This window comes from Neptunitalea lumnitzerae, assembly GCF_027924185.1.
Taxonomy (GTDB): domain Bacteria; phylum Bacteroidota; class Bacteroidia; order Flavobacteriales; family Flavobacteriaceae; genus Neptunitalea; species Neptunitalea lumnitzerae.
Genome location: NZ_BRVO01000002.1, coordinates 462371 through 474998 on the forward strand (window position 1 = coordinate 462371; position 12628 = coordinate 474998).

Below are 12628 nucleotides of genomic sequence, written 5' to 3' on the forward strand. Positions count from 1 at the left end.
AAAAAGTCTTAAGTTTTGATGCTTTCTCCATATAAGCAAACAAACAAATATGATTTAAATTACGCTGTTAAATAGCTATTAAAATTTATTATTAAGAGTCCTAAATTTTACTCAATAATCATTATTAGATTTTCAATATACTTATCTATGCTTTATTCTTACAAATAAGAAATACCACTTACAAGTATTGCATTATTACTATAAATATCTGAAACAGAAATCATTTCTTCATTTATTAAATACTCTTTCATAGGAATTTTAGTGAAATAGTATCCTTGATTATCTTGCTTCTCTAGTACATATATAAAAGCATTTTCATTGTCCTGTTTCAATGCTGTAATTTGAATGGCGTTTTGCTTTTTACTTCCAGTAATTATCTTGGAATTCACATACATACCTACCGAAAAGTTTACCTTTTCTTCATTATCTATATGAGCGTGAACAGTTGTTGTTTTATTTTCTGAAATAGTGTTTCCTACTAAATGAACACTTCCTGTATATACTTCTTCAGATGCTTCTAGTACACTAAACTTAATTTTTTGCTCTTTTTTTACTTTCAAAATATCTTTTTCAAAAACTGAAAGTTCTAAGTGCAAATGATCATTATTGATAATTTCCATCAATTCATCTGTAGGTGATATATAACTACCTATACTAAATGAGATATTACCAATAGTACCTGATATGGGAGCATATATAGCTATGGTAGATGAAAAATTCCCTTTTAAAATATTTTTGGGGCTTAAATTCATCATACTTATCTTCTTTTCTAAACCTTTATAAGTTGCAGTAGCTGCATAATAGTCACTCTTGGCTTTCAAATACTTTTTTTCAGAAGAAATGTTTTCATCGTATAGTTTTTCTTGTCTCTTATATTCAGATTCTAAAAATTCTAAACGTTGTGCCGTTTCCATATATTCTTGTTGTATGGTAACAAATTCAGGATTTTTCAATGTTAGTAATAAAGTTCCTTTGGTTACTTTATCTCCTATCAAATACGGACTTTTTTTAACATATCCTGCCATAAAAGTTCTTATCGATGCTCTATTCTGAGGAGGAACATCAATAACACCATTTGCACTTATGTAAGTTTCAAAGGTGTAGGGGGTAGGCTTTTCAATTTTCATATGGTTGGTATCAAATTGTTCATTACTAACAAAAATTAAATTAGACGCTTCACCCACAGGACTTGCTATTATTTCCGTTTCTTGTTTATTTTCTGAACAAGAAATCAATAGCAAGAAACTTATGATATATAATAGATTTTTCATTGTATGCTGTTATAAGGTTAAATAGTTAAATTCAATAACAATATTGTTATACTCGTAAAGTGCTTTCAGGTAATTTAGTTTAGTTTTCATGGCCGTTTCTATACTCTGTATGTATTGAAAAAAATCAATTTCTCCATTTTTAAAACTCATGTCAGCTGTTTTTATAATTTCTTCCGTTAAAGCATTCCCTTCTTTTTCATAATAATTCAACTCCAACTGCTGCTTTTCTAAATTATTGAGTAAAATATGTTTGTGCGTTTCTACTTGAGAAGAATAGGATGCTAATTGATAAGCTGCTGCATTACTTCTATACTTTGCTGCTTTTATTTTAGAATTCTTACCTCCAAACAAAATCGGGATATCTAATCCTATATGATATCCAGAAGGCGTAGTTTGTAAGTTGCTATTAGTACCAAAAAAGTATCCTAAAGTGATATCAGGTAACAGATTTTGCCTTTCATTCTTATACTCATAATCCATCAATTTTTTTTGATTTTCAAATAAGGAAATCAATTCATTGTTTTCTAACGATACTTCTTTTAAAAGTAATTTTGATAGCGTATCATCTTTTAAAGTAAAAACATATCTGTTCTGAACATTTTCATATAGTATGTTATAGGCATTTTTCTTTTCACTATTTGCAGAAGCCACTGCAATTGCTATCTCTTTACTTTTGGTTTGAGCAGTTATTTTTTCCAAATAGTTTGTTTCACCTAATTCAAATCTTCGTGACGCTGCATGGGAAAAGTTACTATACAAACTGTCTAAAAAAGTATAAATACGTTGTTTTTCAGAGGTATATCTTACATTATTTAATTGTAAAAGCACCTTTTTTATAAGTTGTTTTTGAAGCAGCTCTTTTTTACTTTTTTCAACTTCATAAGCTTGTTTCAGCATTCTATGTTTAGCACCATAAACTGTAGGGAAATTAAAATTTTGTTGAATTCCAAATACCTTTAACGGTAGGTTATTAGTAGCTAAATTATTTTCGTCATATTCATAATAGATATTGGTTTTATCAAAATCAAAGGCCATACCCATAGCTGCATCAACGGCATTCACTTGTTCAGAAGCAGCCTTTAGTTCCAAATTGTTTACCCGAACACTGTCTAAGACTTCTTTAGTAGATAATTCTATTGTTTGTGCAAATACCCTATTAGAACTTAAAGAAATGAATGAGATTAAGATAATAATTATGGTAGCGTTAGGTTTTACTTTAATTTTTTGATTAAACATTTTATACAAAACTGGTAAAACAATTAATGTTAATAGTGTAGCTGTTATTAAACCTCCTATAACTACAGTAGCTAACGGACGTTGAACTTCAGCTCCGGCATTTGTAGAAATGGCCATTGGTAAAAAACCTAGTGCGGCGGCTGATGCTGTTATTAGTACAGGTCTCAAACGTTCATTTGCTGCAGTTATTAACGTTTCTGTTACAGATGCGTGATCTTTTGCTAACTTATCTTTAAAATGCTCTATTAAAACGATACCGTTTAACACTACAATACCAAATAATGCAATAAAACCAACTCCTGCAGAAATACTAAAAGGTAAACCTCTTAACCATAAAAATAAAATACCCCCAACACTAGCCAATGGAATAGCTGAGAATACAATAAGCGTTTCCTTCAGTGAAGAAAAAGCAAAATAAAGCATTACAAATATTAAGGCTAAAGCAATAGGCACCGCTATAAGCAAACGGTTTCTAGCACTTTGTAAGTTTTCAAATTGCCCTCCATATTTAATTACATATCCGGTGGGTAATTTTAATTTAGCATCAATAATACGTTCAATATCATCTACAACAGATTGCAAATCTCTATTTCTAACATTTATACCCACAACAATACGTCTATTAGTATCATCTCTAGAAATTTGAGCAGGACCTTTTGTATATACTATCTCCGCCAATTCCTCTAAAGGAACTTGTACTCCTAATGGCGTAGTTACATACAAACGTTCAAGACTATTAATTCCTTTTTTGTAATTAGTATCTAACCTTACAACTAAGTCAAATCGTTTTTCTCCTTCAAAAACATTACCTGCTTTGGTTCCCGCAAAATTCATGCTTATAAGATGATTTACTTCTTCAACTGATACTCCATATCTAGCAAGCTTGGCTCTGTTATAAGAAACCTTCATTTGGGGTAGACCTTCAACTTTTTCAACAGAAATATCAGAAGCACCTTCCACATTTTTTATAAGTTCTTTAATCTCATTTGCTTTGTTTGCTAAAACACTAAGATCTTCACCAAATATTTTAACAGCAATATCAGATTTCACCCCGGTTACTAACTCGTTGAATCGCATCTCAATAGGTTGCGTAAATTCAACTTCTAGATTAGGTATAATTTCTAATTTCTCTTTGAACTTATCCGCAAGCTCATCTTTGCTAGAGGCAGATGTCCATTCATCTTTGGGTCTTAATTTTATAATAATGTCCGAATCCTCCATTGACATTGGATCGGTAGGTACTTCTGCGGCACCAATTCTACTAACTATTTGTTCTACTTCCGGAAAGTTTTCTAATAGTATATTCTCTATTTTAGTAGTTATTTCAGTAGTTTGCTTTAAAGATGTTCCTGTTGGTAACACTGGTTGAATTACAAAATCTCCCTCATCTAATGTTGGCACAAATTCACTTCCCATTGTAGAGAATATATATCCACCAATTAATACTAAAACTACACTGAAACTTAATACAGTTTTCTTGTATTCCATACATTTTACAATAACAGGCAGATATATTTTGTGTAGAAAGTTCATTAACCGCACTGAGATATTCCTTTTAGTAGGAGAAGAGGGTTTTAAAAATAAAGAAGACACAACAGGTACATATGTTAAACAGAATAGCATAGCACCAATTAAAGCAAAACTAAACGTTAATGCCATAGGTATAAACATTTTACCTTCAACACCTTGCAATGAAAATATTGGAATAAAAACGATAAGAATAATAACTTGTCCAAAAATAGCAGACTTCATCATTCTATCGGCTCCATATAAAGCAATGCTATCTTTTTCTGCTTTCTTTTCAGAAGAACTAAGATTGCCAAAATTTTCATGCTTTCGGGTAAATTGATAAGCTATGTATTCTACAATTATAACAGCCCCGTCAATAATAATTCCAAAATCAATAGCACCTAAACTCATCAAGTTAGCGTCTACACCAAATAAATACATTAAAGAAATAGCAAATAATAAGCATAGTGGAATAACAGAAGCCACAATTAATCCAGATCGTATATTACCTAGTAATAATACCACTACAAAAATTACAATAAGACATCCTAAAATTAAATTTTCAGCAATGGTGGCTGTAGTTCGCCCAATCAATTCACTTCTATCAAGTATAGGTTTTATGTAAACTCCTTCAGGTAATGTTTTCTGTATTTTCTCTATTCGCTGTTTTACTTTATTGATAGTTTGATTTGAGTTCGCATTTTTAAGCATCATTATTTGGCCAAATACCTTTTCGCCAGTACCATTAGCGGTAACAGCTCCAAATCTAGGTGCATGTCCTAATTGTACTTTTGCTACATCTTTAACTAAAACAGGAAAACCATTTCTATTTTTAACAACAATATTTTCTATATCGCTAATAGAACTTACTAGACCTTCTCCACGAATAAAATAAGATTTACCGTTTTTTTCAAGATAACTACCTCCGGCAATGCTATTATTATTTTCTAATGCTGTATAAACTTCATCAGGTGTAATATTAGTAGCATTTAAATGCTCTGGACTAATAGCCACTTCATATTGTTTTAAGAAACCTCCCCATGAGTTTATTTCAACAACACCTTTGATACCCGAAAGTTGCCGTTTTACTATCCAATCTTGTATAGTTCTTAACTCAGTAGGAGAGTACCAATCTTCATATCCAGGCTTTACATCCAAAGTATACTGATATATTTCACCTAAACCTGTAGTGATTGGTCCCATTTCAGGACTTCCAAAATTATCAGGAATAGCTTCTGATGCGGCCTTAATTTTTTCAGCTATCAATTGCCTTGGCAAATAGGTGCCCAAAGATTCTTCAAAAACAATTGTAACAACAGATAATCCAAACTTAGAAACAGAACGGATTTCTGTAACTCCAGGTAAGTTAGCCATTTGTAACTCAACTGGGTAGGTTATAAATTTTTCTACATCCTCAGTAGATAAATTACGAGATGTAGTAATTACTTGTACTTGGTTGTTGGTTATGTCAGGTGTTGCACCTAACGGAATTTTGGTAATAGCATATATACCATAACCAGCAATAGCCAAAATAAATAGTATAACAATCAACTTATGTTGAATGCTAAAACGAATAATTTTAAGCATTTTTAAATATTCAAAAAGTTAAACTCTGTGTGTATGTAAGGGTTAAATATTGAATATTAGCACTTAGGAGGTTGAAGAATATAGGTACCAAAAAGCCATTCAGGGCAATTAACTACATGTGTATTTAATTCCTTTTTTACATCAACAGTTAAATAATTTCTAAAAGAAATTGTTGGTATATTACTGCCTACAAAATGATGTATTTCTAAAGAATGGCCAGAAAACGGAATTTTGTGTCCGTTAGCATGATGCATCTTAGAATGAGTATCTTGTTTATTACCATAATGTTTGTCTACAAAATCATAAAAAGAATCATTAAAACAAGCTTTATGTTGCTTATAATGAACTATCAAAGAATTATATTCTCTTAAGACACCAAAGTCTGAAAATATCATTTGAGAGCTTAGTAAAATGAAAAAAATTATATGTAATAAATTTTTAAACATAGTTGTAGAATGCAACAAAACAAAAATAAGAACAAAATTATTGATTAGTAAGTATACAAAATTAATTTTAGCTTAAGATTTCTCATAAAAGACAACAATTTTGTATAAAAACATAAATATACGATAAAAAGTATTATTTTTACGACGAATTACACAGTTGCTCTATATGCTTATGAAGACAAAAATACCTTTGGAAACAGCAATTGCTTATTGCAATGATTTTTATGCTGCAGATTCTGTAGATGATAAACGCGCTATAGGAAGTAGTTTAATTTCTGATTTAGAAGTTACTTATAAAGATAAAGCTAATTATGTTAACAGTACTTTGTCGCCAATTTTGCAATTACATGTAGATACCTTTAACAGAACAAAAATAAAATTAAAACCAGAGAATTTAAAAGCTCTTGTAACAGATTTATATAATAAGAATAACGGAGATTTTTAAGTATAATGATTTTAGAAATTGGATAAAAGGAACTTTAATAGTTCCTTTTTTTAATACACATAAACGACTTATAATTTATATTATGTAAAATAGAAAAACAAATTGCCTTCGCTCTTTTACAAGTTTCATATTAATAACTAATTTTGTGACTTAATATACTAATATGAATTTATCAAACTTTAGAATTATAAGTATTCTTGAAGGTATTTCTTTTTTATTGATTTTTACAGTCTCTATGCCTTTAAAATATATGATGGACTATCATACTCCCAATAAAATTATTGGTATGTCTCATGGCATATTATTTGTACTGTACATTTTCATGGCTTACAGCTTACAAAAACAACAAAATTGGACTAACAAACAATTATTAATAATTATGGCTTGTTCTGTAATTCCATTCGGTACTTTTTGGATGGATAAAAAATATTTAAAAGCGTAACATTAGTTACTAATAACTGTTTTTGACTTTATTATTTTAGATATTTTAAAATATTAAATGCTATGAGTAGTTTTAAAACTTTAATAAATCAATCTAAACCTGTTTTAATAGATTTTCATGCAGAATGGTGTGGTCCTTGTAAAATGATGCCTCCTATTTTACATAAAATAAAAGATAAGTTTGGTGACCAAGTATCTATTTTGAAAATTGATGTAGACAAAAATCAGGAATTAGCAGCTAAATATCAGATTAGAGGTGTACCTACATTAATGTTATTTAAGGAAGGTACTCAACTATGGAGACAATCTGGAGTACCTACTGAGGCTCAATTAGTAGAGATTTTAACTCCACATATAATTTAATAATCTATTCTTGAATAAATCAAGAATAGATTATACTTTCTCTTTTGTTATCCTAGTTACTTCTTAGTAATTCATGTTTAGGATAGCATAGGTAATATTTTATTACTGGTTTAGACAATGCTTTTAAATTTAATTGATCAGAAGCTTCTATAACATCTAACACTTTATTAGACTTAGTTAATATATTTATCTGCTGGGTATCTTTATCATACGCTTGATTTTTTACTTGACCACTAAAAATAAAATAGTTAGCCTCTTCATCAGTTATATTATAAACTTCCATCATCTCCTCTATCTTTATACCTAATTTTACTTTATTCATAGGCTTTTTTCGGAATTTAATTTTCAAGAGATGCCTATCTAAAATCATATTACATAAATTACTAAGAACAAAGTCTTTGTGAAACCTCCATTCTTTCATTGCAGCTATTATATCTGAATCATCTAATCTTGAAAAGTTATTTAATACCGTAACATCAAAATTTTCTATATTAATGTGATTGTGAAGAAAAAAATGAAGCGCAGTACTAGCGTACAAGTCTTGACCATTTTCTATTAATTGTTTGGCTCTCTTCAAAATTCTGATAAGTAATTGCTCTGCAACTACACTGGTTTTATGAAGATATGCCTGCCAATACATCAAACGTCTCCCAACAAGAAACTTCTCTACAGAATAGATACCCTTCTCCTCTACTACTAATTCTTCATTTCTAACGTTTAACATAGTAATAATTCGTTCTGAATTAATATTACCTTCTGCAACACCAGAATAGAAACTATCACGCTTCAAATAATCGGCTCTATCCATATCTAATTGACTAGAGACAAGTTGATTCATAAATTTTCGAGGATATTTCTTTCTAAAAATTTCTATAGCCACCGTTAAACTTCCGTTAAACTCATCATTTAGATGTTCCATAAAAAGCAACGAAATAGTCTCATGTGACACTCCATTTACAATAGCCTCCTCCATTGCATGAGAAAATGGGCCATGCCCTATATCATGCAGTAAAATAGCTACTAACAATCCTTCTTCTTCTTTCTCTGATATCTCAACTCCTTTAAAACGAAGTGTTTGTATAGATTTCTGCATCAAATGCATGCATCCTAATGCATGATGAAAACGGGTATGATGTGCCCCAGGATATACCAAATACGAAAGTCCCATCTGGGTTATTCTACGTAACCTTTGAAAGTACGGGTGCTGCACGAGATCAAAAATTAGCTCATTTGGAATGGTAATAAATCCGTAAATTGGATCGTTGAATATTTTAAGTTTATTACGATTTTTCAAAATTGAATAATAAAAATTGCACTATTAATTATAAGCAAATATAGGTATGAATAAAATAAAAATCCTTTGGGTAGACGATGAAATTGATCTTTTGAAGCCACATATTCTTTTTTTACAGAAAAAAAACTATGATGTAACTACCTTACAAAGTGGACTAGAAGCAATTGATCTCATATCTGAAGAAAACTTTGATATTATTTTTTTAGATGAGAATATGCCTGGTTTATCTGGTTTAGAGACCTTAACAGAAATAAAAGCTAAAAAACCAAGTATACCCATTGTAATGATTACAAAAAGCGAAGAAGAGTATATTATGGAAGAGGCTATTGGATCTAAAATTGCAGACTATCTTATCAAGCCCGTCAATCCAAACCAAATTCTACTAAGTTTAAAGAAAAATTTAGATCATTCACGATTAGTTTCTGAAAAAACTACTTCAAATTATCAGCAAGAATTCAGAAAAATAGCTATGGATTTATCTATGATTAATAGCTATGAAGAATGGGAAGAAATTTATCGTAAACTAATCTATTGGGAACTAGAGTTAGAAGATATTGAAGAAGCAAGTATGAGAGAAATACTTGAATCTCAAAAAAGTGAAGCTAATAATCAATTTTTTAAATTTATTAGTAAAAATTATGAAGACTGGTTTCATGGAGATGGACCTACCATGTCTCATGAACTCTTCAGATCTAAGATCGTTCCTCAACTAGACAAAGAAACTCCTACACTATTAGTGGTTGTAGATAATTTAAGATACGATCAATGGAAAGCTATGGAGGGCATTGTATCTAATTACTATAAGCCTATTCAAGAAGAAACCTATTGCAGTATCTTACCTACAGCTACTCAATATGCTAGAAATGCTATTTTCTCAGGATTAATGCCCTCAGAAATGGAGAAATTATATCCTCAATATTGGAAAAATGATGTGGATGATGGTGGTAAAAATTTACATGAGGAAGACTTCTTAGCTGAACAGATAAGAAGATTGGGATTAGATATTAAATGGGAATACCATAAAATAAGCTCTCTAAAAGCAGGAAAAAAACTAGCAGATAACTTTAAAAACCAGAAAGATAACGATTTATGTGTGATTGTATATAACTTTGTTGATATGCTTTCACATGCTAAAACTGAAATGGAAGTTGTTAAAGAATTAGCCTCTAATGACAAAGCTTACAGGTCTTTAACTACTAGCTGGTTTAAAAACTCGCCTCTCTTAGAAATTATTCAACAGGCGCAACAATTAGGTTTTAAACTTTTAATAACCACAGATCATGGTACTATTAATGTTAAAAACCCTTCTAAGGTTATAGGTGATAAAGAAACGAGTTTAAACCTTCGATATAAAACTGGACGAAGCTTAACTTATGAGAATAAAGAAGTTTTGGCTTTTAAAGATCCAAAACACGTGTTTTTACCTAGTATTACCATGAGTAGTTCATTTATCTTTGCAAAACAAGATTATTTTTTTGCATACCCTAATAACTACAATCATTACGTGAGTTATTATAGAAATACGTATCAGCATGGTGGTGTATCTTTAGAAGAAATGATAATACCATTTGTTGTTCTAGAACCAAAATAGAAATTAAACATGATAATAGAATATAATTTGTCTGATATTGAAAGTGTGGCAAAGAAACTAATAGAGTTTTGCGATAGCAGAACTCTATTGTTTTATGGAGAAATGGGGTCTGGTAAGACTACTCTTATAAAAAGACTTGTTAAAGAATTAGGCGTGTCAGAAGTTGCTAACAGCCCTACTTATGGTTTTGTAAACATATATGAAACTGATAAAGGAGAGCAAATAAACCATTTTGATTTGTACAGGTTACAATCAGAAGAAGAAGCATATGATATTGGTTTAGAAGAATATTTCTATGGAGAAGATTGGAACTTTATTGAATGGCCAGAAGTAGCTTTAAATATTATTCCTGAAAATTTTATAAAACTCACTTTTGAGAAGGTAAACGAAAACGTAAGAAAATTAACTATTCAAAAAAATTAAGTTCAAACCTCTATCAAATATTTTACTATATTTGTTCAACCTTAACATTAACCTACAAACAACGCCAACTGGTAAAGATACAACTAAAGTATTTAGTATAAATTAGTTATAATTTTCTAGGTTTGTCATGTCTAAAACCTATAAAATTTATAATTATGAAAAAAATCAAAGCATTTGTCATTTTAGGATTAATGGCAGTTTCTTTAGGAGTTTCTTGCTCACCAGCAAGCGTTGCAGATGAAGACAATTTATATGATCACCAAACAGCGCAAGATAAAAGAGACCCAATTGTTAGGCCTTCTGCCGGCTAGTATTGTTGCACTATTAGTTGCGATAGCACCGTACATATTTTATTTATATACAGATGTCCCAGATACACCAACCTGGGACACTTTTTTTGGTACTATTGAAAGTAATTATTACGGAAATGTAAATGATATGATCTGGATTTTCTTAGGAAAATTCGTACCTTTCTACTTGTTAATTTTATGGTTTCTAACCTGCAAGCACTGGTGGTATCATGTAATACTAATTCCTATTAGTATGTATGCCTTCCAGCTTTTTTATGTAATAAATGATGAAAATCCTATTTTTGATGAAGTTGAAATATACTTGGTGCTACCAATTATGTTAGTTATTGCACCTATCGTATATTTAATTAGAATCAAGATATTTGAAAAATTTGTATATGGTATTGATATTAAAAAGATTGAAGAAGAGTTAGAGAGATATCAAACCAGCGAAGAAAGCAAGGGTTCAAATTAAACAATAGATTAGTTTTCTATTACTAACTTTTATTAACTAAGCAACATATGAGTCAGCAATTTTCTCCATTTAGTAAAGAAGAATTAATTCCTCAAGAGGAAAAATTGGAAATTGCTAAAAAGAAAGGCGAGCTATTTATAGGTATCCCTAAAGAGAGCTCTTACCAAGAAAAACGTGTTTGCTTAACTCCTGATGCCGTAAATGCCCTTACAGCCCAAGGTCACAGAGTTCTAATTGAGTCTCAAGCGGGAATTGATTCTAATTTTTCAGATACTGAATACAGTAATGCTGGTGGAGAAATAACCCATGATACTGAAAGGGTTTATGGCTGCCCAATTATATTAAAAGTAGAACCACCAACAGCTAGTGAGCTAACCATGATAAAACCTAAAACGGTTTTAATTTCTGCTTTACAAATAAAAACACAATCAAAGAAATATTTTGAAAATCTTGCAGCCAAGAAAATTACTGCATTAGGTTTTGAATATATTAAAGATGCCGATGGTAATTACCCTGCAGTTCGTTCATTAAGTGAAATTGCTGGTACTGCCTCTATATTAATTGCGGCAGAACTACTTACCAATGCCAATTGCGGAAATGGATTAATGTTTGGAAACGTTAGTGGTGTTCCACCCGTTAATGTTGTTGTACTTGGTGGTGGAACTGTTGGAGAATTTGCTTCAAGGTCTGCACTTGGTTTAGGCGCCGAGGTTAAATTGTTTGACAATTCTATAACTCGTTTAAGAAATGTACAAACCAATTTAGGAAGACCTATTTACACATCTACCATACAACCGAAAAATTTATTGAAAGCTCTTAAGCGTTGTGATGTTGTAATTGGTGCCGTTAGAGGTAAAGACAGAGCCCCTATTTTAGTTACTGAAGATATGGTTCAACACATGAAAAAAGGGTCTGTAATTATTGATGTTAGCATTGATATGGGCGGATGTTTTGAAACCAGTGAGGTTACCACTCATGACAATCCTACTTTTGAAAAACATGGTGTTATACATTATTGTGTACCTAATATACCTTCACGATACTCCAGAACAGCCTCACTTTCAATAAGTAATATTGTAACACCATATTTATTAGAAATAGGTGAGCATGGCGGTTTAGAAAATTCTTTAAGAATAGACAAAGGTTTAAGAAACGGTTTGTATTTTTACCACGGAATTTTAACTAATAAATCTGTGGGAGAATGGTTTGATTTAACCCATAGAGATATTAATTTATTGATATTTTAATTTCTTAACC

12 protein-coding genes are annotated in these 12628 nt (G+C 30.6%); 8 read left to right on the forward strand and 4 right to left on the reverse strand.

Features of this window, described 5'->3' with window-relative positions; all coding sequences use genetic code 11:
* Nucleotides 1-158: 158 nt before the first annotated feature.
* From Y10_RS09460 to Y10_RS09470, 3 genes are read right to left on the reverse strand one after another with little or no spacing between them, the layout of a single operon-like run.
* On the reverse strand, nucleotides 159-1271 hold the full coding sequence (locus Y10_RS09460; protein WP_281765140.1) for an efflux RND transporter periplasmic adaptor subunit: 1113 nt from the start codon (nucleotides 1269-1271) through the stop codon (nucleotides 159-161).
* A gap of 9 nt (nucleotides 1272-1280) precedes the next feature.
* On the reverse strand, nucleotides 1281-5603 hold the full coding sequence (locus tag Y10_RS09465; protein WP_281765141.1) for a CusA/CzcA family heavy metal efflux RND transporter: 4323 nt from the start codon (nucleotides 5601-5603) through the stop codon (nucleotides 1281-1283).
* A 56-nt stretch (nucleotides 5604-5659) separates the two neighbouring features.
* Nucleotides 5660-5998, reverse strand: coding sequence for a hypothetical protein (locus tag Y10_RS09470; protein ID WP_281765142.1), 339 nt, complete (start codon nucleotides 5996-5998; stop codon nucleotides 5660-5662).
* A gap of 223 nt (nucleotides 5999-6221) precedes the next feature.
* Between Y10_RS09470 and Y10_RS09475 the strand changes: the two genes are divergently transcribed.
* The 3 genes from Y10_RS09475 to trxA all read left to right on the forward strand — a co-directional run bounded on the left by Y10_RS09475 (nucleotide 6222) and on the right by trxA (nucleotide 7298).
* Nucleotides 6222-6494, forward strand: coding sequence for a hypothetical protein (locus tag Y10_RS09475; protein ID WP_281765143.1), 273 nt, complete (start codon nucleotides 6222-6224; stop codon nucleotides 6492-6494).
* Between the two features lie 163 nt (nucleotides 6495-6657).
* Entirely contained in the window at nucleotides 6658-6936 is a 279-nt protein-coding gene (locus Y10_RS09480) for a DUF3817 domain-containing protein (RefSeq protein WP_281765144.1), read from the forward strand.
* Nucleotides 6937-6998: 62 nt separating this feature from the next.
* Nucleotides 6999-7298, forward strand: a complete 300-nt coding sequence (gene trxA, locus Y10_RS09485) for a thioredoxin (protein WP_281765145.1) — start codon at nucleotides 6999-7001, stop codon at nucleotides 7296-7298.
* Nucleotides 7299-7350: 52 nt separating this feature from the next.
* On the opposite strand, the gene Y10_RS09490 is transcribed toward trxA, so the two are convergent.
* The gene (locus tag Y10_RS09490) at nucleotides 7351-8592 is read right to left on the reverse strand and encodes an HD domain-containing protein (RefSeq protein WP_281765146.1); all 1242 of its coding nucleotides are present in this window, start codon (nucleotides 8590-8592) and stop codon (nucleotides 7351-7353) included.
* 46 nt (nucleotides 8593-8638) lie between these two features.
* On the opposite strand from Y10_RS09490, the gene porX reads away from it, so the two are divergent.
* The 5 genes from porX (at nucleotide 8639) to Y10_RS09515 (ending at nucleotide 12618) form a co-directional block, all read left to right on the forward strand.
* Nucleotides 8639-10183, forward strand: coding sequence for a T9SS response regulator signal transducer PorX (porX, locus tag Y10_RS09495; protein WP_281765147.1), 1545 nt, complete (start codon nucleotides 8639-8641; stop codon nucleotides 10181-10183).
* Between the two features lie 9 nt (nucleotides 10184-10192).
* Nucleotides 10193-10606 (forward strand): tRNA (adenosine(37)-N6)-threonylcarbamoyltransferase complex ATPase subunit type 1 TsaE, encoded by a 414-nt coding sequence (gene tsaE, locus Y10_RS09500; RefSeq protein ID WP_281765148.1) that lies wholly within the window; start codon nucleotides 10193-10195, stop codon nucleotides 10604-10606.
* Nucleotides 10607-10761: 155 nt separating this feature from the next.
* A complete protein-coding gene (locus tag Y10_RS09505) occupies nucleotides 10762-10917 on the forward strand; it encodes a hypothetical protein (RefSeq protein WP_281765149.1) in 156 nt (51 codons plus the stop codon).
* Entirely contained in the window at nucleotides 10895-11371 is a 477-nt protein-coding gene (locus Y10_RS09510) for a hypothetical protein (RefSeq protein WP_281765150.1), read from the forward strand. Before Y10_RS09505 ends, Y10_RS09510 begins: the two co-directional genes overlap by 23 nt.
* Nucleotides 11372-11418: 47 nt before the next feature.
* Nucleotides 11419-12618, forward strand: a complete 1200-nt coding sequence (locus tag Y10_RS09515) for an alanine dehydrogenase (protein WP_281765151.1) — start codon at nucleotides 11419-11421, stop codon at nucleotides 12616-12618.
* Nucleotides 12619-12628: the final 10 nt, after the last annotated feature.